Source organism: Massilia suwonensis (assembly GCF_042655665.1).
In the GTDB taxonomy this organism is placed as follows: Bacteria; Pseudomonadota; Gammaproteobacteria; order Burkholderiales; family Burkholderiaceae_D; genus Telluria; species Telluria suwonensis.
This window is the reverse complement of sequence record NZ_JBHSMR010000013.1, coordinates 1,182,134-1,203,316: the sequence shown is the minus strand read 5'-3', so window position 1 is coordinate 1,203,316 and position 21,183 is coordinate 1,182,134. Positions and strand designations below refer to the sequence as shown.

The following is a 21,183-nucleotide window of genomic DNA, read 5'->3' as shown; positions in this document are numbered from 1 at the left end:
ACAAGCCCCGGCGTACCGCCAGCCGATACTCCTGCGGTTTCTCAACAAACCACCGATTCGTGGTGCTAGGCTTGCCACCGGACAACTAACCGGAGCCCGCCATGACCACCGTTCAACGACCGACCGCCGCCTTCGTGGGCGCCTCCTGGGCCGCGCTGTTCATCGGCGCAATCGCTTTCCTGATCGGCCTGTGGAACGCCCAGATGGCCCTCAACGAAAAAGGCTATTACCTGACCCTGCTGCTCTACGGCCTGTTCGCCGCCGTCTCGCTACAAAAGTCGGTGCGCGACCGCAGCGAAGGGATTGCCGTCACCGGGATGTACTTCATGCTGTGCTGGATCTCGCTGTGCGCCGTGATCGTGCTGCTGACGGTCGGCCTGTGGAACGCCACGCTGCAGCCGAGCGAGAAGGGTTTTTATGCGATGTCCTTCGTGCTGAGCCTGTTCGCCGTGGTGGCGGTGCAGAAGAACGTGCGCGACCTGGGCAAGGGTGCGGGTATGGTTTCTGCCGAGCAGGGTTGACCTCTCCGTAGGATTTGACTGACCGCCGCGCGGGCAGATCTTGAAATGTGACCGCCCATCCCAATTTTGTTTCCTAGTTAAGAACACTCACTAGGAGCAAAAACATGCGGCAAGACAAATTGACGACCAAGCTCCAGGAAGCGCTGGCGGATGCCCAGAGCCTGGCGGTCGGCAACGATAACCAGTACATCGAACCCGTGCACCTGCTCGTCGCCCTGCTGAACCAGGACGACGGCGGCGCCCGTTCGCTGCTGCAGCGCGCCGGCGTGAACGTCGGCGGCCTGAGCAACGCGCTGAGGAATGCCTTCGAGCGCCTGCCGAAAGTCTCGGGCACCGGCGGCGAGACGCAAGTCGGGCGCGAGCTGGTGTCGCTGCTGAACCTGGCCGACCGCGAATCGCAAAAGCGCGGCGACCAGTTCCTGTCCAGCGAGATGGTGCTGCTCGGCCTCACCGAAGACAAGTCGGAAGCAGGGCGCCTGGCGCGCGAGCACGGCCTGGCGCGTAAATCGCTGGAGTCGGCGATCGCGGCCGTGCGCGGCGGCGAGAACGTGAATTCGCAGGATGCCGAAGGCCAGCGCGAGGCCCTGAAAAAATACACGCTCGACCTGACCGAGCGCGCCCGCCTCGGTAAACTCGATCCCGTGATCGGCCGCGACGACGAGATCCGCCGCGCGATCCAGGTGCTGCAGCGCCGCACCAAGAACAACCCGGTGCTGATCGGCGAGCCGGGCGTCGGCAAGACGGCCATCGTCGAAGGCCTGGCCCAGCGCATCGTGAACGGCGAAGTGCCCGATTCGCTCAAGGGCAAGCGCGTGCTGTCGCTCGACATGGCGGCGCTGCTGGCCGGCGCCAAGTTCCGCGGCGAATTCGAGGAGCGCCTGAAGTCCGTGCTGAAGGAGCTGGCCCAGGACGAGGGCCAGACCATCGTCTTCATCGACGAGATCCACACCATGGTCGGCGCCGGCAAGGCCGAGGGCGCGATGGATGCGGGGAACATGCTCAAACCCGCTCTCGCGCGCGGCGAGCTGCACTGCGTCGGCGCGACCACGCTCGACGAGTACCGCAAGTACGTCGAGAAGGACGCCGCGCTCGAGCGCCGCTTCCAGAAGATCATCGTCGACGAGCCGAGCGTGGAGGCGACCATCGCCATCCTGCGCGGCCTGCAGGAAAAATACGAGCTGCACCACAAGGTCGAGATCACCGACCCCGCGATCATCGCCGCGGCCGAGCTCTCGCACCGCTACATCAGCGACCGCTTCCTGCCCGACAAGGCCATCGACCTGATCGACGAGGCGGCCTCGAAGATCAAGATCGAGATCGACTCCAAGCCGGAAGTGATGGACAAGCTCGAACGGCGCCTGATCCAGCTGAAGATCGAGCGCGAAGCCGTGCGCAAGGAGACCGACGAGGCCTCGCTGCGCCGCCTCGAGCTGATCGGCGAAGAGATCGCACGTCTGGAACGCGAGTACAACGACTACGAAGAAATCCTGAAGTCGGAAAAGGCGGCGGTGCAGGGCACCACCCACATCAAGGAAGAGATCGAGCGCATCCGTCACCAGATGGAGGAAGCCAAGCGCCAGTCGAACTGGCAGCAGGTCTCCGAGTTGCAGTACGGCCGCCTGCCGGAACTGGAAGCGCAGTTGAAGCATGCCGAGGAAGTGGCGGGCCGCGAGGACGGCGAGGCCGAGAAGCCGAAGCTGCTGCGCACCCAGGTCGGCGCCGAGGAGATCGCCGAAGTGGTCTCGCGCGCGACCGGCATCCCCGTCTCGCGCATGATGCAGGGCGAGCGCGACAAGCTGCTGCACATCGAAGAGAAGCTGCACGAGCGCGTGGTCGGCCAGGACGAGGCGATCGAGGCGGTGTCGGATGCGATCCGCCGTTCGCGCGCCGGCCTGTCGGACCCGAACCGTCCGTATGGTTCCTTCATGTTCCTCGGCCCGACCGGCGTCGGCAAGACGGAGCTGTGCAAGGCGCTGGCTTCCTTCCTGTTCGATACCGAGGAGTCGCTGATCCGTATCGACATGAGCGAATTCATGGAGAAGCATTCGGTGGCAAGGCTGATCGGCGCGCCGCCGGGCTATGTCGGCTACGAGGAGGGCGGCTATCTGACGGAGGCCGTGCGCCGCAAGCCCTACAGCGTGATCCTGCTGGACGAGATCGAAAAGGCGCACCCGGACGTGTTCAACGTGCTGCTGCAGGTGCTGGACGATGGCCGCATGACCGACGGCCAGGGCCGTACCGTGGATTTTAAAAACACGGTGATCGTCATGACCTCGAACCTGGGTTCGCACAAGATCCAGTCGATGGACACCGACGAACCGGCGGTGGTGAAGCTGGCCGTGATGGCCGAGGTGCGCGGACATTTCCGTCCGGAGTTCATCAACCGCATCGACGACATCGTGGTCTTCCATGCGCTCGACGAGAAGAACATCGGCGCGATCGCGAAGATCCAGCTGCGCAGCCTGGAAGAACGCCTGGGCAAGATGGAGATGACGCTGGATATCGACGACGAGGCGCTGCAGAAGATCGCGGAAGCGGGCTTCGATCCGGTGTACGGCGCGCGGCCATTGAAGCGCGCGATCCAGCAGCAGATCGAGAATCCGCTGTCGAAGGCGATCCTGTCGGGGCGCTTCGGGCCGAAGGATACGATTCCGGTGCGGGTGCAGCATGGGCAGCTGGTGTTTGGGGATCAGCCGCAGGTGGAGCTGGCGAAGTAGGGCGGTTCTGCCGGGAGAAAGGGGCGCAGCGATGCGCCCTTTTTTGTTTGGCGTAGGGCGGGCATGCCCGCGTGCGTGCCGATGCATACCGCATAGTTGCCGGAGTCGGTGGGGTGTGCACGAGCACGCACGCGGGCATGCCCGCCCTACGCTTAAAAGCCCATCCAGCAAACCTCCCGGCTTTTGACTACACTGGTCCTTTTCGCATCTCGACGAGCACCACAATGAACCCAACAAGCCTGCGCCAGGATGCGCGCGTGATCGGCCTGGTCGGCGTCTCGCACGGCGTCTCCCACTTCTACCACCTGATCCTGGCCGGCCTGTTCCCCTGGCTGAAGACGGCCTTCACCCTCTCGTACGCCGAGCTGGGTTTCCTGATGAGCGTGTTCTTCGTCGTCTCCGGCGTCGGCCAGGCGCTGTCCGGCTTCCTGGTCGACCGGGTAGGCGCGCGCCGCGTGCTGTTTGCCGGCCACGCGCTGCTGGGCGGCGGGGCGCTGGTGCTGGCGGGTGCGCCGACCTATGCGATGCTGGTGCTCGGCTCGCTGGTCGCGGGCTGCGGCAATGCCGTGTTCCACCCGGCCGGCTACACGCTGCTGAACCATAACGTGTCGAAGGAACGCCTGCCGTATGCCTTCTCGGTGCACGGCATCTCCGGCAACATCGGCTGGGCCGCCGCGCCGCTGTTCCTGGCGGCCGTCGCCACGCTGTCGAGCTGGCGCACGGCGCTGCTGTGCGCATCGGCGATTCCGGCCCTGATGCTCTTGACGCTGTTCCTGAACCGCAAGGTGCTGGGCACGAACCAGCCCGCGCCGGCCGCTTCGCAGAAGGCGGGCGGCTCCTTCGACTTCCTGCGCCTGCCGGCCGTCTGGATGTGTTTCGGCTTCTTCTTCCTGACCTCGGTCGCGCTGGGCGGGATCCAGGCCTTTTCGTCGACCAGCCTGACCGCGCTGTACGGCATCTCGCTGGCGACCGCGGCCACCGCCTACACCACCTTCATGCTGTCCTCGGCGGCGGGGATGGTGGCGGGCGGCTTCCTGGCGGCGCGCGCGCGCAACCACGACCGCACGATCGCGATCTGCTTCCTGTTCGCGGCCGCGCTGGCCCTGCTGCTGGCCGCCTCGATCGTGCCGGGAGCGCTGGTGGTGCTGGTGATGGGCGCGATCGGCCTGTCGACCGGGATTGCCGGCCCCTCGCGCGACTTGCTGATCCGCGCCGCGGCGCCGCCGAACGCCACCGGACGCGTGTTCGGCGTCGTGTACTCGGGCCTGGACAGCGGCATGGCCGTGGGCCCGGTGCTGTTCGGGATGCTGATGGATGGCGGCCATCCGGCGGGCCTGTTCATCGGCGTGGCGCTGTTCCAGACGCTGGCGATCGCTACCGCGGTGGGTGCCGGCGGCAAGGAGCGGGCGGCGCTGCCGCACAAGGCGTGAACGCGTTTTCACGAGCATAAAAAATGCGGACCCGAGGTCCGCATTTTTTATTCGCTACCGTTTCAGCGGCGCTTGCGCAGCGCCACGCCCATCAGGGCCAGGCCGCCCAGGAGCAGGGCAGGCATCGCCGGCTCCGGCACTTCCGAGGACGCCGGCTGGGCCACCGGCTGGAGCACGAGCACCGGTTCCGTGACCCCGGCCGCCGGCGGCGCCGGGATCTGCACCGGCGCCTCCGGGTCGGCGGGCTGGTTGACCACGACCTGGCTCTCCGGCGCCGGCACGGTCGTGTTGCCGCTGGCAGGCGAGGTCGCAGGCAGGGCTGCGGCCGGCTCGGGCGACGTTGCGACGGGTACCGGGGCGGGAACCGGTACCTGCACTGGCTCTGGAACAGGAGCCGGCGCAGGAGCTGGTGCTGGTGCCGGTGCGGGCGCAGGTTCGGGTGCGGGTGCAGGCGCAGGCGCAGGCGCAGGCGCCGGCTCAGCCACGACCACCGGTGCGGAAACGATCTTCTTCGACAGCAGGTCGCCGACCTTGTTGTTCGACGCGTCGAGGAAATTCACCTTCAGATGAGGCTCGTCGAGATCGGGCGCGCCGCCGCTGAAGGTGAAGGTGAACACCATGTTGTCGCTCAATGCGACCGGGGTGCCCGACAGGCACAGCGCGGTGGTGGTACGCGAGGCGCCGCCGCCGGCGCAGCCGCGCGCATTCAGTTCGCGCGCGTTCAGGGTCCAGCCGGCGGCGCCTTTCGGGGCCGAGCTCACCGTCACGCTCTGGAAGCTGCCGATGTCCTTCAGGCTGAGCGCGCCGAGCGTGGCGGCGCTGCTCCAGTTGCCGCTGCGCTTGGCCGCGTCGATTTCCAGCGTCAGCACGTTGCTGGTCCAGGTCGTGGTGAAGACGACGTCCTGGAACGTCAGCACCCCGGCCTGTGCCGGAGCGAATGCGGCGGTGGCGGCCAGCGCCACGGCGATCTTGCGGAGAGAAAGGTTCAAAGCGCGTCCTTGGTAGGCCGGGTCAGCGGCATGATGAATGGATGAGCTTCAATGATTGCCGATTTTATCGATTTTGGTCAAATAAAACTGTATCGATAACAACTAAACTGGCCGTTTAGCAACATTTCGCAAAGTCGTTCCCGATCTGTCTGAAACAATCCCTACCGGCACGGCGCGGCTGTTTTCATCATATGAAACGCGCGATTCATCCCATGAAAAAGCGCAGCAAGCAGGAGCCCGAAACAGCTTCCATGCTGAGAAATTTCGTTCCGTATCATGAAACCGTGAACATAAACGATTGATATAAATAGATAAAAAATCGATCAGATGTCTTATATAAGACTAATTGTGCGCTGCGCAACCTGGGCTATGATTTATCCAACGGATTCATCTCGCAAACAGCTATTTCACCTTCAGGAGAAACACCATGGCAACTCGTGAACAGCAGATCGCAGCTTTGCAAAACGACTGGGACAGCAACCCGCGCTGGAAGGGCGTCGTTCGCAACTACAGCGCCGAGGATGTGGTGCGCCTGCGCGGTTCGCTCCAGATCGAGCACACGCTGGCCAAGCGCGGCGCCGAGAAGCTGTGGGGCCTGGTCAACAACGAACCTTTCGTCAACGCCCTCGGCGCCATGACCGGCAACCAGGCGATGCAGCAGGTGAAAGCCGGCCTAAAGGCGATCTACCTGTCGGGCTGGCAGGTGGCCGGCGACGCCAACGTGGCTGGCGAAATGTATCCGGACCAGTCGCTGTACCCGGCCAATTCGGTACCGCTGGTCGTGCGCCGCATCAATAACACCTTCCAGCGCGCCGACCAGATCCAGTGGTCCGAAGGCAAGGACGACATCGATTATTTCGCGCCGATCGTGGCCGATGCCGAAGCCGGTTTCGGCGGCGTGCTGAACGCCTTCGAGCTGATGAAGTCCATGATCGAGGCGGGCGCGGCCGGCGTGCACTTCGAGGACCAGCTGGCCTCGGTCAAGAAATGCGGCCACATGGGCGGCAAGGTGCTGGTGCCGACCCGCGAAGCCGTCGAGAAGCTGACCGCGGCGCGCCTGGCGGCCGACGTCATGGGCACCTCGACCCTGGTGATCGCCCGCACCGACGCCGAAGCGGCCGACCTGCTGACCTCGGACGTGGACGCCAACGACCAGTCCTTCTGCACCGGCGAGCGCACGGTAGAGGGCTTCTATCGCACCCGTCCCGGCATCGAGCAGGCCATTTCGCGCGGCCTGGCCTATGCGCCGTTTGCCGACCTGGTCTGGTGCGAGACCGGCAAGCCCGACCTGGAATTCGCGCGCAAGTTCGCCGAAGCCATCCACGCCAAATTCCCGGGCAAGCTGCTGGCGTACAACTGCTCGCCTTCGTTCAACTGGAAGAAGAACCTGGACGACGCCACCATTGCCAGATTCCAGAAGGAACTCGGCGCCATGGGTTATAAATTCCAGTTCATCACCCTGGCCGGCTTCCACGCCCTGAACTATGGCATGTTCAACCTGGCCCACGGCTATGCGCGCCGCCAGATGTCGGCTTTCGTGGAACTGCAGGAAGCCGAATTCGCCGCGGCCGAGAAGGGCTTCACGGCCGTGAAGCACCAGCGCGAAGTCGGCACCGGCTACTTCGATGCCGTGACCCAGGCCATCCAGCAGGGCCAGAGCTCGACCACGGCGCTGCACGGGTCGACCGAGGACGAACAGTTTTTCGACGAAAAGAAAGTGGCCTGAGCCGGGCTCGGCACGGCGGCCTGCTCAGGCCGGCCGCCGCGAGAACAATGCACCCATCGTGGGTGCATTTTTTTTTGTTCTTGTCGTTTAACCATGTTTACGAGGGGACATAGTATTTACCGGTTGTCAATACGCAACATCAAAGAAAATATCAATTTGCCTTCTGATGTGCCTTTCTGTAAATTGCCGACCTGCAAACTTAGTTGTTGGTTTGCACAATGCCGAAGTCGCCCAGGCTCCGGAATAAATGAGCACCCCGCAACGACGGGATCGCCTATCTACTACTTTGGATCTCCCATGAAAAAAATCTCCGCCCTCCTGTTCGCCCTTATGCTGACCGCCTGCGTGAGCGCACCGCGCATCGCCGCCCCGAACCTGATCGCCGCACCGAAGCCGATCGTCGGCAACACCGGCAAGTTCATGTCGCCGTACACCGAAGACGGCACCGTCGCCGCCTGGGTCGAGAAGGGCCGCAACGCCAGCATGGGCGCCAACCTAGGCGGTTTCGTCGGCGCGCAAGCCGGCCAGAAACTGGCGGAAAACATTCCATTCGTCGGCGGCATCCTCGGCCAGCACATCGGCGAGACCGCCGGCCGCGCGATCGCCGTGAAGATGGCCGGCGGCGAAGAATTCATCCGCGCCAACTCGGACCTGTCGTTCAACTCGGTCAACGACATGGCCGTCTACATGTACGCCAAGAACTCGACCCACAAGGATTTCGCCGAAGCCCTGAAGCTGGCCCAGGAAATCTACCCGGAACTGAAGACCGCCTACTACCCGGCGATCATCAACGCCTCGGCCGCAGTGAAGAACTAAGGCGCGCCACATGACCATCAAACTGTTTGCAGGCGCACTGGCTGCGCTGGTGCTGGCCGGTTGCGCCACGCCGAACCTGGACAACTCGGCCGGCCGCCGCGTCGTCTACCAGGACGTCTCGACCACCTCGCAGCGCGTCGCCGGCGTCGGCGTCGAGTCGCAGGACGTGGTCTCGATGACCGACCGCATGATCCGCGACATCCTGGCCACGCCGCAGATCGCCGGCCGCGCCACGCCGCCGCGCATCATCATCGATTCCGAGTACTTCGCCAACGACAGCTCCTCGCGCATCAACAAGAACCTGATCACCGACCGCCTGCGCATCGAGCTGAACCGCGCAGCGCAGGGCCGCCTGGTCTTCGTCGCCCGCCACTACGGCGACATGGTTTCGAAGGAACGCGACGCCAAGCGCAACGGCGAGACCGACAAGGGCACGATCCGCGCGACCAAGGCCAAGGCCGGCGCCGACTTCCGCCTGGGCGGCCGCATCACCTCGCTCGACGCCAACTCGGCCCAGAGCGGCACGCTGTCGCGCTACCACCAGATCAGCTTCGAGCTGATCGACCTCGAATACGAAACGATCGCCTGGAGCGGCCTGTTCGAATTCAAGAAGGAAGCGCAGGATGACGTCCTGTATCGCTAAGCGATTGACGGGCTCGGCGCTGCTGGCGCTGGGCCTGGCCGCCTTGCCGGCGCACGCCGACTACGCCAGCGAAGCTGCCAAACTCCGCGCTGCGCCGGCCAAGGACGCCACCCTGTACACGCTGCAGGCCGGCGTGGCGGCGCTGGCGGAAAACCGCACGGCCGAGTCGAGCGAGCTGTTCGACACGGCGCTGTCCAGCATCGAAGGCATGTTCGCCAACACCGAAGGCGCCGCCAAGGCGCGTTCGCTGTGGTACGAGGAGGGCGCCAAGGACTACAAGGGCGAACCCTACGAGCGCGCCATGGCCTTCTGGTACCGCGGCCTGCTGTATCTCTCGGGCGGCGACTACGAGAACGCGCGCGCGTCCTTCCGCGGCGGCATCCTGCAGGACGCCTTCGCCGAGGAGCAGCAGTTCCGCAGCGATTTCGCTTCGCTGATGCTGCTCGAGGGCTGGAGCAACCAGCTCAACGGCGACAAGGGCCAGGCCGAAGACGCCTACAAGGAAGTGGCCAAGCTGCGTCCCGGTTTCGTCGCGCCTGCGAAGGACGCCAACATGCTCGTCATCGCCGAACTGGGCGGCAGCCCGCGCAAGGTCGGCGACGGCATCGGCAACCACGAGATCGTCTACCGCAAGGCCAAGCGCATGCCGGAACGCATGCTCAAGCTCGAGATCGACGGCAAGCCGGTGGCGCTCGCCCAGGCCGAGGACCTGTTCTTCCAGGCCTCGACCCGCGGCGGCCGTCCGGTCGACCGCCTGATCGAAGGCAAGGTCGCGTTCCAGAACGTGGCCGGCGGCATCGGCGAAGCGGCCGGTTCGATCGCCTCGGAGCTGAGCGTGTGGAACGCGGCGGCCGGTGGCGGCCACGGCAATGCGCTGGGCGCCGTCGCGGCCGTGGGCGCGATCGCGTCGCTGGTGGCGGTCAACGTCAAGCCGCGCGCGGACGTGCGCTACTGGGCCAACCTGCCCGAGACCGTGCATGTGGCCGCATTGCCGCACAAGGGCTTGCCCTCGTCGGTCAACGTGGCGCTGTTCGACGAGGCCGGCCAGCCGGTGAGCGTCGACAACGTGCAGGTACACAAATGGATCGACAAGCGCGGCAACGTGCTCGTCTGGATCAAAACCAGGAATTGATATGAACTTTACGAAAACCCTCATCGCCCTCGGCTGCGTGACGCTGCTGGGCGCATGCCAGACCGTGTCGCAGGAAGGCGCGCAAATGGGCGTGCGCGTGGAAGACGCGAATTCGCCGACCGCGCGCATCATGTACGACCAGGTCGTCATCCTCGACAAGGTCCTGCAGAACGCGAAGACCGGCAAGATCGCCATCGAAGGCCAGGGCGCCAGCCGCACCTCGACCGGCACCCTGAAGGTGACCGTCGCCGTGCGCAACCGCACCGACTTCAACCAGACCCTGGAGCTGCGCACCAGCTACTTCGACAGCGGCTTCGGCCCGACCGAGAAGCCGTCCGGCTGGACCCGCCTGCACCTGGGTCCGAACGGCGTCGGCCACTACCAGGAAAGCTCGATGGGCACGGGCAACGTCGCCCACTACTACGTCGAAGTGCGGGAGGCGCGGTGATCAAGCGCAGCCTGTTCGCCGCCCTGATGGCGGTTTCGGCCGTCGCGTCGAGCCAGCACCTGGAAGCGCCGCGCCAGATCGGTGCCGCACCAGCCGCCCAGCCTGGCGTCTCGGATCCCTCGGACACCGGCGTGATGGCCGCGCCTAGCGATGCCGGCAGCCTGCGCAAGTGGTACGCGGCCCAGCGCCGTCCCGGCGTGGTGCTGTACTTCGAGCGCAAGCTCGAGCAGCTGCCGCCGGGCTGGCGCGGCGCTACCCGCCTGCATATCGAGGACACGCGCCAGGTCGACGGCAAGGAATCGAGCCGTAACGTGACCGTCGGCCTCGAGCGCAACGTCGCCAACGAAGCCCCGGCTTCGCAATTCGTCTCCCTGTTCCAGCAGTCGCTGCAGCAGGAGATGAAGCGCCAGCAGATGAACGTGCTCGACAGCGCGGTCCTGCAGCGCAAGCTTTCCAGCACGGGTGCGAAGGGCGATATCGAGTACAAGTCCTTCAAGGGCGCGGCCCGCTTCGTGTTCGAAGTCGAGCTGCTGAGCCTGAACGGCAAGTGGGAACTGGTCGGCACGCTGAAGGACATCGGCAGCGGCGCCCTGGTTTCCAGCGTCAATCTGCCGATCGAGGGCATCGCTGCGCGCGCCGACATGGACCGCGCCAGCCGCTCGCTGGTGACGCGCCTGCTGCAGTCGAACGCAGGCTGATTCACTTACGCGGCCGCCGATTTGGGCGGCCCGGCGGTTCTGGGAGATAATGGCGGCATCTTTGCCGGCTTGACTCTTTCCGGAACCGCGTCTTTTGCGCCGGTTCCTGCCGGCGCTTTCTATTTAGGATTCCCAGATTATGTTGAGCTACCGCCACGCCTTTCACGCGGGTAACCATGCCGACGTCCTCAAGCATTTCGTCCAGGTGCAATTGCACCAGTACATGAACCAGAAGGACACGGCCTATACCTATATCGACACCCACTCGGGGGCCGGCGTGTATGCGCTCGACAGCAATTTTGCGACGAAAAATGCCGAGTTCGATACCGGCATCGGCCCGCTGTGGGGCCGCACCGACCTGCCGCCGGCGCTGGCCGAGTACGTCGACCTGGTGAAGGGCATGAACCCGAGCGGCAAGATGCGCTACTACCCGGGCTCGCCCTGGGTGGCCGACCAGATGACGCGTCCGGAAGACCGCCTGCGCCTGTTCGAGCTGCACCCGGCCGACAGCAAGATCCTGGCAGACAATTTCCGCAAGGCGGAAGCGCACAAGGCGGAGCAGGGCGAGCGTTCGCGCGGCCGGCGCGTGATGATCGAGCGCGGCGACGGCTTCATGAGCATGAAGGCGCTGCTGCCGCCGCCCTCGCGCCGCGCGCTGGTGCTGATCGACCCGCCCTACGAGGTCAAGGACGACTACCGCAAAGTCAAGGATGCGCTGGAAGAGGCGCTCGGCCGCTTCCCGAGCGGCATGTTCGCCGTCTGGTATCCGGTGCTGCAGCGCATGGAGTCGCGCCAGTTCGCGGATCGCCTGAAGCGCCTGCCGGCCAAGGAATGGCTGCACGTGACCTTGACCGTCTCGACGCCGGGCCCGGACGGTTTCGGTTTGCACAGCAGCGGCATGTTCATCCTCAATCCCCCGTACACGCTCGAACCCTTGCTGCGCGAAGTCATGCCGTATCTCGTGAAAGTGCTGGGCAAGGATGCCGGCGCGAGCTTCCTGATCGAGCGCGGCACCCAGGTGACGGGCGCCGCCGCCGCCCGTGTCGGTGCAAGCGGCACGGCGCGCCAGCCGGTCGGCAACGCGCGCCGCGCCAGCCCGCTGTCGGGCACGGGCAGCCTACGCCTGCCGGGCCAGGCCATGCCGACGCGCGATGCCGGCGCCAAGGATGCGGCTCGTCCGGATGGCGGCCCGGTTGCCAAGCCGGGCGCTGCGAAGGTGAACGCCGCGGCGCGTGCCAAGCGTTTTTCGCGTCCCGAGACCGAGCGTCCGGACGAGCGTTTCGATCCTACACGTAGTCCGGATGCCGGCAAGGCGCCGCGTGCGCGCTATGCGGACGAGCGTCCGCGCGTGCCGGGCGCCCGTCCGGAACGCGCGGCAAGTGCACGGCCTGCCTCGGGCCGTCCTGTCGCCGGCACCGGTCCGGCACGGCCGGCGCGCAAGCGCGGCTGATCCGCAGGCGGGGCCGCCCGGTCCCGCTTGCCCGTCCATCCGACGCGCTGCACCCGTGCAAGCCGGGGCATTTACGCAACGCTGGAGCGCGTCCGTTTCGATGTAAAAATGTAAAGATTCCTGCGATGGTGTATAGTCATCTCAGGGTGCGCACCGATGCGCATGCCTTGCCGCGCCCGTGGCGCCGCGGGGTTTTTCAGGAGTTGACATGCATGCCGCAGCAAGGCCGGTATCGACGATACCGGTCGACGAATTTTTCCTGGCGCGCCAGCCCATTCTGGGCCGTGGCGAGCATCTTGTTGCTTACGAGCTGCTGTTTCGCGCAGCCGCCGAGCACGACGACGCACGCCTGACCGACGGCGCGTCGGCCACCGCGGCGGTCATCGCCCATGCGTCGCAGCTGGGGCTGGAACAGGTCGTCGGCAACAAGCTCGCATTCGTCAATGTGGACGAGGTTGTCCTGATGAGCGACTACGTGCGTTTCCTGCCGCCGAATAAGGTTATCCTCGAAATCCTCGAAACCGTCAAGCCGACCGAGCCGTTGCTGGCCCGGATCGCCGAGCTGAAGGAACTCGGCTTCAAGTTCGCGCTGGACGACGTCATCCACCACAGCGAAGAGGTCGATCAATTGCTCGGTCTGGTGGACGTGGTGAAGATCGACCTGCAGGGCGTAGCGCCCGAGGCGCTGGCGCACCTGGCCGCCTCGCTCCGCAAGGCCGACAAGAAACTGCTGGCGGAAAAGGTGGAGACCCAGCAGGAATTCCGGCTCTGCCTGGAGCTGGGCTTCGAATACTTCCAGGGCTATTATTTTGCGCGCCCCGTGATCCTCAGCGGGCGCAAGATCACGCCGTCCGAGATGGTGGTCCTCCACCTGCTCGAACTGATCAATTCCGACGCCGACGACGCCGCCATCGAAACCGCGGTCAAGCGCGATCCGCTGATCAGCTTGAACCTGCTGCGCCTGGTGAACAGCCGCGCCGCCGGGCCGGAGCGGCGCATCGAATCGATCTCGGAAGCCCTGGTGCAGCTGGGGCGCAAGCAATTGCGGCGCTGGCTGCAGATATTGATGTTCGCGGCGCCCGGCAGCCAGGTCGAACTCGCTTCGCCGCTGCTGCAACTGGCCACCACGCGCGGCAAGCTGCTCGAGCTGATGTCGCTGGAAGTGTATCCGCTGGACGTGAGCGGCGCCGAGCGCGCCTTCACGGTCGGCATCATGTCGCTGGCCGACGCGCTGTTCTCGATGCCGATGGCCGATATCCTCGACAACGTCGAACTGGCCGACGACGTGCGCGCCGCGCTGCTCGAACGCAGCGGAGATCTGGGCGCGATGCTGGACGTGGTCGAACGGCTGGAAAAGGCGGATACGGGGCGGCAGTTTACGGCTGCCTTGCGCAAGCTGGGGCTGACCTCGAAGCAGGTGCGCGAGATCGAGCTGGCGGCGTTCGATTGGGTCAGCGAGCTGGTGCACGACGGGGCGTAATACGGTGGGAACGGGGCGCCCGGTGAACCCGTCATTGAAGCCACTGGCTTCAATGACCCCTACGGGCTGTAGGGTGGTCGGCTCTGCCTTGAACGATGAATAAACGCGGCTAATGCGCCGCCCACGCGTTCAACGAACCTGTGATCCATCGCGTCGGTTCACGCGTCCGTTGAACGCGTGGGCGGCGTCATGGCCGCGTGATAATCACAAGGTCGGGTATAGCCGACCACCCTACGGCCGGAGTAAGGTAGGGTGGAGTCTTGACTCCACGCGTTTTCACGGCGTCCAGACCTGCGCCAGGCTGATCATGCATTGCAGACGCGTGGACTCAGGAGTCCACCCTACATTATTGGCCTAGAAACAGGAACACGGTCGGCTTCTTGTGGAAGTCGGGCATTTGGCCGCCGGCCAGCTGCGCTTTCCACTTCGCCGCCGTCAGGGTGCGCACCGATTCCGTCGCCAGCGACAGGTCCGTCGCCACGCACACCAGCGTGCCCGGCTGGCAAGACGCCACGATTGCTTCCAGCATCTGCCCATTCCGATAAGGCGTCTCGATCAGCAACTGCGTCTGCTTCTCCGACCGCGAACGCGCTTCCAGCTCGCGGATGCGCTTGGTACGCGCCGCCGCATCGGTCGGCAGGTAGCCGTTGAAGGCAAAACTCTGCCCGTTCAGCCCGCTTGCCATCACGGCCAGCAGCAGGGAGGAGGGCCCGACCAGCGGCCGCACCGTCACCCCATGCTGATGCGCCAGGCGCACCAGGTCCGCGCCCGGATCGGCCACGGCCGGCACCCCGGCTTCCGACACCAGGCCGGCATCCTCTCCCGCCAGCAGCGGTTCCAGCAGTTGCGCGAGGGCGGCGGGCGGCGTATTCACATTCAATTCGGCGATGCGGATCTCCTGCAGCGCCTTCGCCAGTGGATGATCGATCGCGACCAGCTTCAAAAACGCACGCGCGGTCTTCGCATTTTCGGCAACGAAATAGCTCAGCTGCGAAGTGATCGCCTGCACCTGGCCGGGCAGGACGTGGTTGAGGGCGCCGGGAGCGGCGTCGGTAGGACCAAGGGTATTTGGAATCAGGAAAAGGGTGCCAGGCATAAGTAAACAGTTAAATACCGAAGAAGCTGACGCCGGCGCGGCGCAGCATGCCGGTCAGGGCGATCAGGGGCAGGCCGGTAAGGGCGGTCGGATCGGAGGAATCGATGCGTTCGAGCAGGGCAATGCCCAGCCCCTCGTTCTTGGCGCTGCCGGCGCAATCGTAGGGCTGCTCGATGCGCAGGTAGGCGTCGAACTCGGCGTCGGGCAGGTCGCGGAAGCGCACGAAGACCTGGACGTTTTCCACCTGCGCGCTGCCGTCACGCCCGTCCCACAGGCACAGGGCCGTATGAAACACGACTTCGCGGCCGCGCATTTTCTGCAGCTGCGCCAGCGCCCGCGCGTGGTCGCCCGGCTTGCCGATCTGCTCGCCGTCCAGCGTGGCGACCTGGTCCGAACCGATCACGAGCGCCCCCGGATGCTGCAGGGCGATCGCCTCGGCCTTGGCCTGCGCCAGGCGCAGGGCAGTGGCTTCCGGTGCTTCGCCCGGGAGGGGCGTCTCGTCGATATGCGGGGCAATCGCCTCGAAAGGCAGGTGCAGACGTCCCAGCAATTCGCGGCGGTAGGCGGAACTCGAAGCCAGGATCAGGCGCGGCGTGGAAGAACTTGGTATCATGGGCGCGCTTTAGCGTGTATTTATAAGATAAGCAGATAGATGAGCCATCCCGGCAAGCAAAGCTGATAGATCGGCTCGGGACAGTGCGCCAGCCGTGGCCTGCCACAACAGATGGCGGCGCCGGAAGCCAAAAAAACGCGCAAGTCTTTGACTGCACGAGGATAACCCTGTTATTATCGCAGGTTTTCCGGGGACGTTTTCTGCAATGAGCGCTTTTGTCATCGACGCCTTTGAGTTCTGCCGTAACAATGGCTATCGCGAAGGGGTGACCCCGGTCACGGAAATGACCCGTCTTGCCGCCGACCTGGCCAATGCCAGCGGCGAAATTACCTGGGCTATCCAGGGCGGCACGACGCCGCAAGGCTATCCGACCATGACCTTGTCGGTGGCCGGTCCGGTCCAGCTGGTGTGCCAGCGTTGCCTGACCCCGTTTGATTACCGCATCGATTCGTCGACCCAGCTGGTATTGGGTCGCGACGACGAAGAAGCGGACCAGATCGAGGAAATCCTCGACGACGAAAGCATCGACGTGATCGTCGGCAGCCACACTGCCGACATCCGCGAGCTGCTCGAGGATGAAGCCCTGCTGGCCCTGCCGCAGGCGCCGAAGCACGAGGTTTGTCCAGACACCACGCTGCTGGACGGCCTGAAGTCTGAAAAGGTATCGCCGTTTGCCGGCTTGAAGAACCTGAAATCCGAATAAGTTAGTAGTAAAGCAGTTGTAGTCAAACGCGCGCACAGTCGAGTATGTCAGGGCAGCGTTATTAAATATTCCGGTAATCGAGAGGTTGCCGGTGGGATACTCGATGTGCATGTTTTTGCAAATCGATTGTGTTAGAATTTTAGAACTTTAGTATTAGGAGTCATCATGGCAGTTCAGCAGAATAAGAAGTCCCCATCGAAGCGCGGTATGCACCGTTCGCACGATTTCCTGGTTGCCCCTAACCTGGCAGTCGAGCCGACCACCGGTGAAACCCACCTGCGTCACCACATCAGCCCGAACGGCTTCTACCGTGGTCGCAAAGTCCTGAAGACCAAGAACGACGAGTAATCGCCGTCTTGCTTTTCTGTACCATGAAAGCGGTGCAACGTATGTTGAGTGCGTGGCGCCGCTTTTTCTTTGTGCCCGGTCGCCGAATCTTGCGCACCACCTCGGTTGCTCGTCCGAACCGGCATCGCGCTTTCGAGCGCATGCATCTTGCCGCCCACCTCGTGTGAGTCGCGGTCCTACCCCCACAGATGACAATTAAAATATCCATCGACTGCATGGGCGGAGACCATGGTCCTTCCGTTACCATTCCTGCAGCCTTGTCCTTCCTCAAGCAACAACCGGAAGCCGAACTGATCCTCGTCGGCCTGGAGGAGACGCTGCGCGCCGAACTCAGGAAGCATGGCGCCGAATCCAACCCGCGCCTGTCCGTCAAGCACGCCTCCGAAGTGGTGGCCATGGACGATCCGGTCGAAGTCGCGCTGCGCCGCAAGAAGGATTCCTCGATGCGCGTCGCCATCGAGCTGGTCAAGGAAGGCGCGGCCAACGTCTGCGTGTCCGCCGGCAATACCGGCGCCCTGATGGCCGTCTCGCGCTACATCCTCAAGACCATGGCCGGCGTCGACCGCCCGGCGATCTGCTCGATCCTGCCGAACCAGAAGAACGGCCCGACCTACATGCTCGACCTCGGCGCCAACGTCGACTGCACCCCGCACCACCTGCACCAGTTCGCGATCATGGGTTCGGTGCTGGTCTCGGCCATGGAGGGCATCAAGAAGCCGACCATCGGCCTCTTGAACGTCGGCACCGAAGAGATCAAGGGCAATGACGTCGTGAAGGAAACGGCGACGCTGCTGCGCGCCGACCACGAGCGCGGCCTGCTGAATTTCTACGGCAACGTCGAAGGCAACGACATCTTCAAGGGGACCACCGATATCGTCGTCTGCGACGGCTTTGTCGGCAATGTGACGCTGAAAGCCGTTGAAGGCTTGTCGCGTTTCGTAAAATCCGTGTTCAAGCAGAACGTGCTGTCGATGATGGGCGCGGTGCTGGCCAAGAGTTCGCTGAAGAAGCTCAATCCGGAGCGCTACAATGGCGCCAGCCTGCTCGGCCTGAAGGGCCTGGTCTTCAAGAGCCACGGCGGTGCAAATGCGTACGCTTTCGAATGGGCAATCAAACGCGCTTTCGATGCGGCAAAATATAATGTACAAGAGCAGCTCTCGACGATGATCGCCGAGTTGATGCCAGACACGCCTGACGCCCAGCGCCAGGTTTGATAGACGACGGAAAACGGTTGGAGATGCAATGACTGTCTACAGCAAAATCATCGGCACCGGCAGCTACCTGCCGGCGCGCAGGGTCAGCAACGACGAACTGGCGGCCGAGCTCGCCACGAAGGGGATCGAGACCTCGGACGAATGGATCAGCTCGCGCAGCGGCATTTCCGCGCGCTACTATTCGGCCGCCGACCAGATGTCCTCGGATCTCGCCGTCGAGGCGGCCAGGCGGGCGCTGGAAGCTGCGGGCAAGACCGCAACGGACATCGACATGGTGATCGTTGCCAGCTCGACGCCGGATTTTCAGGGCAGCTTCCCGAGTACCGCCTGCGTCGTCCAGCGTAAACTCGGCATGACCAACCATAGCGCCGCCTTCGACGTGCAGGCCGTCTGCAGCGGCTTCGTCTACGCGGTCGCGACCGCCGACGCCTTCATCAAGTCGGGCATGCACAAGACGGTGCTGGTGATCGGCGCGGAAGTGTTCTCGCGCATCCTGAATTTCGAAGACCGCACCACCTGCGTGCTGTTCGGCGACGGCGCCGGCGCCGTGGTCATGAGCGCGTCGAACGAGCCGGGCATCCTGGCCGCCAAGCTGCACGCCGACGGTACGCACTCCGACATCCTCTCGATTCCGCCGAACCCGGCCGGCAGCCCGGCCAGCGGCGGTTTCCTGCACATGGACGGCCAGGCCGTCTTCAAGCTGGCCGTCACCGTGCTGGAAGAGGTCGCCACCGAAGTGCTGGACGCGGCGCAAATGCCGGCATCAAACGTCGACTGGCTGATCCCGCACCAGGCCAATATCCGCATCATGAAGAGCACGGCCAAGAAACTCGGCCTGCCGATCGAGCGCATGGTGGTCACCGTGGACGAGCACGGCAACACCTCGGCCGCCTCGATTCCGCTGGCGCTGGATCTTGCCGTGCGCGACGGTCGCATCAAAGCAGGCGACAATATCCTGATGGAAGGTGTGGGCGGCGGCTTCACCTGGGGCGCCGTCCTGGCCCGCATGTAATCACAAGGAATAACAAGATGAGCAAATTCGCATTCCTGTTCACCGGCCAGGGCGCGCAAGCGGTCGGCATGCTGAACGGCTTCGCCGGCAATGCCGTGGTCGAGCAAACCGTGCAAGAGGCCTCCGATGCCCTCGGCATGGACATCGGCAAGCTGATCGCCGAAGGCCCGAAGGAAGACCTGGATCTCACCACCAACACCCAGCCGGTCATGCTGACCGCGGCGGTCGCCGTCTACCGCGCCTGGATCGCAGCCGGCGGCCCGGTGCCATCGCTGGTGGCCGGCCACAGCCTGGGCGAATACTCGGCCCTGGTCGCTGCCGGCGTGATCGATTTCAAGGATGCGGTGCCGCTGGTGCGTTTCCGTGCGCAATCGATGCAGGAAGCGGTGCCGGTCGGGCGGGGCGGCATGGCCGTCGTGCTGGGCCTGCAGGCGGACGACGTGCGCGCAGTGTGTGCCGAGGCTGCCCAGGGCGAAGTGGTCGAGGCCGTCAACTTCAACGAGCCGACCCAGATCGTGATCGCCGGCCACGCCGCCGCGATCGATCGCGCCTGCGAGATCGCCAAGGCCAAGGGCGCCAAGCGCGCCATGAAGCTGGCCGTCTCGGCGCCGTTCCACTCCTCGCTCCTGAAGCCCGCTTCGGACCGCCTGCGCGAGTACATGGCCGGCATCACCTTCCACGCGCCACGCATCGATTTGATCAACAACGTCGATGTGGCTATCCTGAATGAACCGGAAGCGATCAAGGATGCCCTGGTGCGCCAGGCGGCCGGCGCCGTGCGCTGGGTCGAGACGATGCAGAAGATGGCTGCCGAAGGTGTGACCCAGGTCATCGAATGCGCACCGAGCAAGACCCTGATCGGCATGGCCAAGCGCATCGATCCAGTGCTGGTGGGTGAGGCGCTGACCGACCAGGCCGCGCTCGAGCGCGTGCTGGCAAGCATCAAAGGCGCTTGAGCGCCAACCTAGAATCAAGAAAAGGAAGAGAATGAATCTGGAGAACCAAGTCGCCCTCGTCACCGGTGCCTCACGCGGCATCGGCAAGGCCATCGCCCTCGAGCTGGCCCGCCAGGGCGCGAAAGTCGTCGGCACCGCTACCAGCGAATCCGGCGCGCAAGCGATTACCGCCTACCTGGCCGAATTCGGTGGTCAGGGCATGGTCCTGAACGTGACCGACGCCGAAAACTGCAGCGCCGTCATCGATGCCGTGCAAAAGAACGTCGGCAACATCGCCATCCTCGTCAACAATGCCGGCATCACCCAGGACAACCTGGCCATGCGCATGAAGGATGAGGAGTGGGACAGCGTGATCGCGACGAACCTTACCGCCGTCGGCCGCCTCTCGCGCGCCGTGCTGCGCGGCATGATGAAGGCCAAGCACGGCCGCATCATCAACATCACTTCCGTCGTCGGTTCCTCCGGCAACCCGGGCCAGATGAACTACGCCGCCGCCAAGGCCGGCGTGGCCGGCATGACGCGCGCACTGGCGCGCGAAATCGGCAGCCGCAACATCACCGTCAACTGCGTCGCCCCTGGCTTCATCGATACCGACATGACCAAAGGCCTGGGCGAAGGCCAGCACGAAGCCTTGCTCACGCAGATTCCGCTGGGCCGCCTGGGCCAGCCGGAAGACATCGCCCATGCGGTGGCTTTCCTGGCCGGTCCGACCGCTGCTTACGTCACCGGCACCACGCTGCATGTAAATGGCGGCATGTACATGAATTGAGTGAAAACCTGCCGCCACGGGGCGTACGATTCAAATACGCCTTATTTACATCGCGGCAGAATCTCATCTTTTAGCAGGAGTTTCGGCCGAATTAGCGTCAGACGCCGAAAATAGTTTTTCAGCGCGCAAACCTGATAAAATGCGCGCACTTTCCGCAACACATACCTAATGGAGCCATAACATGTCGGATATCGAACAACGCGTTAAAAAAATCGTCGCTGAGCAACTGGGTGTTGCAGAAGCCGACATCAAAATCGAGTCCTCGTTCGTTGACGACCTCGGCGCTGACTCCCTGGACACCGTCGAACTGGTGATGGCCCTGGAAGACGAGTTCGAAATGGAAATCCCTGACGAGCAGGCTGAGAAGATCACCACCGTCAAGCAAGCCATCGACTACGCAACCGCGCACGTCAAGGCCTAAG

At 64.2% G+C, this 21,183-nt stretch carries 21 protein-coding genes; 18 read left to right on the top strand and 3 right to left on the bottom strand.

All coding sequences use genetic code 11. The annotated features are described in order from the left end of the window. Window positions 1–101: 101 nt before the first annotated feature. The 3 genes from yiaA to ACFPQ5_RS13400 all read left to right on the top strand — a co-directional run bounded on the left by yiaA (window position 102) and on the right by ACFPQ5_RS13400 (window position 4,668). Window positions 102–521, top strand: a complete 420-nt coding sequence (yiaA, locus tag ACFPQ5_RS13410; protein ID WP_379756247.1) for an inner membrane protein YiaA — start codon at window positions 102–104, stop codon at window positions 519–521. A gap of 104 nt (window positions 522–625) precedes the next feature. Beyond that, window positions 626–3,238 (top strand): ATP-dependent chaperone ClpB, encoded by a 2,613-nt coding sequence (gene clpB / locus ACFPQ5_RS13405; protein ID WP_379756244.1) that lies wholly within the window; start codon window positions 626–628, stop codon window positions 3,236–3,238. Between the two features lie 224 nt (window positions 3,239–3,462). Continuing rightward, window positions 3,463–4,668 (top strand): MFS transporter, encoded by a 1,206-nt coding sequence (locus tag ACFPQ5_RS13400; RefSeq protein WP_379756241.1) that lies wholly within the window; start codon window positions 3,463–3,465, stop codon window positions 4,666–4,668. Between the two features lie 62 nt (window positions 4,669–4,730). On the opposite strand, the gene ACFPQ5_RS13395 is transcribed toward ACFPQ5_RS13400, so the two are convergent. Next, window positions 4,731–5,657 carry a PEP-CTERM sorting domain-containing protein gene (locus ACFPQ5_RS13395; RefSeq protein WP_379756238.1) on the bottom strand — a complete coding sequence of 309 codons (927 nt, stop codon included), beginning with the start codon at window positions 5,655–5,657 and terminating at the stop codon, window positions 4,731–4,733. Between the two features lie 427 nt (window positions 5,658–6,084). On the opposite strand from ACFPQ5_RS13395, the gene aceA reads away from it, so the two are divergent. The 8 genes from aceA to ACFPQ5_RS13355 all read left to right on the top strand — a co-directional run bounded on the left by aceA (window position 6,085) and on the right by ACFPQ5_RS13355 (window position 14,050). Further along, window positions 6,085–7,383: an isocitrate lyase gene (gene aceA / locus ACFPQ5_RS13390; protein ID WP_379756235.1), complete on the top strand. Its 1,299-nt coding sequence runs from the start codon at window positions 6,085–6,087 to the stop codon at window positions 7,381–7,383. Window positions 7,384–7,680: 297 nt separating this feature from the next. Next, window positions 7,681–8,199, top strand: a complete 519-nt coding sequence (locus ACFPQ5_RS13385) for a hypothetical protein (protein WP_379756232.1) — start codon at window positions 7,681–7,683, stop codon at window positions 8,197–8,199. A gap of 10 nt (window positions 8,200–8,209) precedes the next feature. Next, window positions 8,210–8,842 carry a penicillin-binding protein activator LpoB gene (locus tag ACFPQ5_RS13380; RefSeq protein WP_379756229.1) on the top strand — a complete coding sequence of 211 codons (633 nt, stop codon included), beginning with the start codon at window positions 8,210–8,212 and terminating at the stop codon, window positions 8,840–8,842. Then, on the top strand, window positions 8,823–9,974 hold the full coding sequence (locus ACFPQ5_RS13375) for a COG3014 family protein (protein WP_379756226.1): 1,152 nt from the start codon (window positions 8,823–8,825) through the stop codon (window positions 9,972–9,974). The genes ACFPQ5_RS13380 and ACFPQ5_RS13375 overlap by 20 nt, the downstream gene beginning before the upstream one ends. A 1-nt stretch (window position 9,975) precedes the next feature. Then, window positions 9,976–10,422, top strand: a complete 447-nt coding sequence (locus tag ACFPQ5_RS13370; protein ID WP_379756223.1) for a putative periplasmic lipoprotein — start codon at window positions 9,976–9,978, stop codon at window positions 10,420–10,422. Then, window positions 10,419–11,120, top strand: coding sequence for a hypothetical protein (locus ACFPQ5_RS13365; RefSeq protein WP_379756220.1), 702 nt, complete (start codon window positions 10,419–10,421; stop codon window positions 11,118–11,120). The genes ACFPQ5_RS13370 and ACFPQ5_RS13365 overlap by 4 nt, the downstream gene beginning before the upstream one ends. Window positions 11,121–11,259: 139 nt before the next feature. Continuing rightward, window positions 11,260–12,570 carry a 23S rRNA (adenine(2030)-N(6))-methyltransferase RlmJ gene (locus ACFPQ5_RS13360; protein WP_379756217.1) on the top strand — a complete coding sequence of 437 codons (1,311 nt, stop codon included), beginning with the start codon at window positions 11,260–11,262 and terminating at the stop codon, window positions 12,568–12,570. 208 nt (window positions 12,571–12,778) lie between these two features. Then, window positions 12,779–14,050: an EAL and HDOD domain-containing protein gene (locus ACFPQ5_RS13355; protein ID WP_379756214.1), complete on the top strand. Its 1,272-nt coding sequence runs from the start codon at window positions 12,779–12,781 to the stop codon at window positions 14,048–14,050. Between the two features lie 346 nt (window positions 14,051–14,396). On the opposite strand, the gene ACFPQ5_RS13350 is transcribed toward ACFPQ5_RS13355, so the two are convergent. Together ACFPQ5_RS13350 and ACFPQ5_RS13345 are read right to left on the bottom strand one after the other, a co-directional pair. Then, the gene (locus ACFPQ5_RS13350; protein ID WP_379756211.1) at window positions 14,397–15,146 is read right to left on the bottom strand and encodes an SAM-dependent methyltransferase; all 750 of its coding nucleotides are present in this window, start codon (window positions 15,144–15,146) and stop codon (window positions 14,397–14,399) included. Between the two features lie 10 nt (window positions 15,147–15,156). Further along, window positions 15,157–15,759, bottom strand: a complete 603-nt coding sequence (locus ACFPQ5_RS13345; RefSeq protein WP_379756209.1) for a Maf-like protein — start codon at window positions 15,757–15,759, stop codon at window positions 15,157–15,159. Between the two features lie 205 nt (window positions 15,760–15,964). Here ACFPQ5_RS13345 and ACFPQ5_RS13340 point away from each other — a divergent pair, with 205 nt between their 5' ends. The 7 genes from ACFPQ5_RS13340 to acpP all read left to right on the top strand — a co-directional run bounded on the left by ACFPQ5_RS13340 (window position 15,965) and on the right by acpP (window position 21,182). After that, window positions 15,965–16,462 (top strand): YceD family protein, encoded by a 498-nt coding sequence (locus tag ACFPQ5_RS13340; protein ID WP_379756206.1) that lies wholly within the window; start codon window positions 15,965–15,967, stop codon window positions 16,460–16,462. A 165-nt stretch (window positions 16,463–16,627) separates the two neighbouring features. After that, a complete protein-coding gene (rpmF, locus tag ACFPQ5_RS13335; RefSeq protein WP_028104096.1) occupies window positions 16,628–16,810 on the top strand; it encodes a 50S ribosomal protein L32 in 183 nt (60 codons plus the stop codon). A 188-nt stretch (window positions 16,811–16,998) separates the two neighbouring features. Next, window positions 16,999–18,024, top strand: a complete 1,026-nt coding sequence (gene plsX / locus ACFPQ5_RS13330; RefSeq protein WP_379756203.1) for a phosphate acyltransferase PlsX — start codon at window positions 16,999–17,001, stop codon at window positions 18,022–18,024. Between the two features lie 28 nt (window positions 18,025–18,052). Continuing rightward, window positions 18,053–19,036 (top strand): beta-ketoacyl-ACP synthase III, encoded by a 984-nt coding sequence (locus ACFPQ5_RS13325; RefSeq protein ID WP_379756200.1) that lies wholly within the window; start codon window positions 18,053–18,055, stop codon window positions 19,034–19,036. Window positions 19,037–19,053: 17 nt separating this feature from the next. After that, complete coding sequence (gene fabD, locus ACFPQ5_RS13320) at window positions 19,054–19,992, top strand: ACP S-malonyltransferase (protein ID WP_379756197.1); 939 nt, start codon at window positions 19,054–19,056, stop codon at window positions 19,990–19,992. 31 nt (window positions 19,993–20,023) lie between these two features. Then, window positions 20,024–20,761: a 3-oxoacyl-ACP reductase FabG gene (gene fabG / locus ACFPQ5_RS13315; protein ID WP_379756195.1), complete on the top strand. Its 738-nt coding sequence runs from the start codon at window positions 20,024–20,026 to the stop codon at window positions 20,759–20,761. Window positions 20,762–20,942: 181 nt separating this feature from the next. Beyond that, on the top strand, window positions 20,943–21,182 hold the full coding sequence (acpP, locus tag ACFPQ5_RS13310) for an acyl carrier protein (RefSeq protein ID WP_020653257.1): 240 nt from the start codon (window positions 20,943–20,945) through the stop codon (window positions 21,180–21,182). Window position 21,183: the final 1 nt, after the last annotated feature.

What these genes read in the sequence shown, in the direction of transcription:
- acpP (WP_020653257.1), top strand. Translation starts at nt 20,943, where the DNA reads ATGTCGGATATCGAACAACGCGTTAAAAAAATCGTCGCTGAGCAACTG.
- aceA (WP_379756235.1), top strand. Translation starts at nt 6,085, where the DNA reads ATGGCAACTCGTGAACAGCAGATCGCAGCTTTGCAAAACGACTGGGAC.
- ACFPQ5_RS13355 (WP_379756214.1), top strand. Translation starts at nt 12,779, where the DNA reads ATGCATGCCGCAGCAAGGCCGGTATCGACGATACCGGTCGACGAATTT.
- ACFPQ5_RS13380 (WP_379756229.1), top strand. Translation starts at nt 8,210, where the DNA reads ATGACCATCAAACTGTTTGCAGGCGCACTGGCTGCGCTGGTGCTGGCC.
- ACFPQ5_RS13325 (WP_379756200.1), top strand. Translation starts at nt 18,053, where the DNA reads ATGACTGTCTACAGCAAAATCATCGGCACCGGCAGCTACCTGCCGGCG.
- fabG (WP_379756195.1), top strand. Translation starts at nt 20,024, where the DNA reads ATGAATCTGGAGAACCAAGTCGCCCTCGTCACCGGTGCCTCACGCGGC.
- ACFPQ5_RS13360 (WP_379756217.1), top strand. Translation starts at nt 11,260, where the DNA reads ATGTTGAGCTACCGCCACGCCTTTCACGCGGGTAACCATGCCGACGTC.
- ACFPQ5_RS13385 (WP_379756232.1), top strand. Translation starts at nt 7,681, where the DNA reads ATGAAAAAAATCTCCGCCCTCCTGTTCGCCCTTATGCTGACCGCCTGC.
- rpmF (WP_028104096.1), top strand. Translation starts at nt 16,628, where the DNA reads ATGGCAGTTCAGCAGAATAAGAAGTCCCCATCGAAGCGCGGTATGCAC.
- fabD (WP_379756197.1), top strand. Translation starts at nt 19,054, where the DNA reads ATGAGCAAATTCGCATTCCTGTTCACCGGCCAGGGCGCGCAAGCGGTC.
- plsX (WP_379756203.1), top strand. Translation starts at nt 16,999, where the DNA reads ATGACAATTAAAATATCCATCGACTGCATGGGCGGAGACCATGGTCCT.
- clpB (WP_379756244.1), top strand. Translation starts at nt 626, where the DNA reads ATGCGGCAAGACAAATTGACGACCAAGCTCCAGGAAGCGCTGGCGGAT.
- ACFPQ5_RS13400 (WP_379756241.1), top strand. Translation starts at nt 3,463, where the DNA reads ATGAACCCAACAAGCCTGCGCCAGGATGCGCGCGTGATCGGCCTGGTC.
- ACFPQ5_RS13340 (WP_379756206.1), top strand. Translation starts at nt 15,965, where the DNA reads ATGAGCGCTTTTGTCATCGACGCCTTTGAGTTCTGCCGTAACAATGGC.
- ACFPQ5_RS13345 (WP_379756209.1), bottom strand. Translation starts at nt 15,759, where the DNA reads ATGATACCAAGTTCTTCCACGCCGCGCCTGATCCTGGCTTCGAGTTCC.
- ACFPQ5_RS13370 (WP_379756223.1), top strand. Translation starts at nt 9,976, where the DNA reads ATGAACTTTACGAAAACCCTCATCGCCCTCGGCTGCGTGACGCTGCTG.
- ACFPQ5_RS13375 (WP_379756226.1), top strand. Translation starts at nt 8,823, where the DNA reads ATGACGTCCTGTATCGCTAAGCGATTGACGGGCTCGGCGCTGCTGGCG.
- ACFPQ5_RS13350 (WP_379756211.1), bottom strand. Translation starts at nt 15,146, where the DNA reads ATGCCTGGCACCCTTTTCCTGATTCCAAATACCCTTGGTCCTACCGAC.
- yiaA (WP_379756247.1), top strand. Translation starts at nt 102, where the DNA reads ATGACCACCGTTCAACGACCGACCGCCGCCTTCGTGGGCGCCTCCTGG.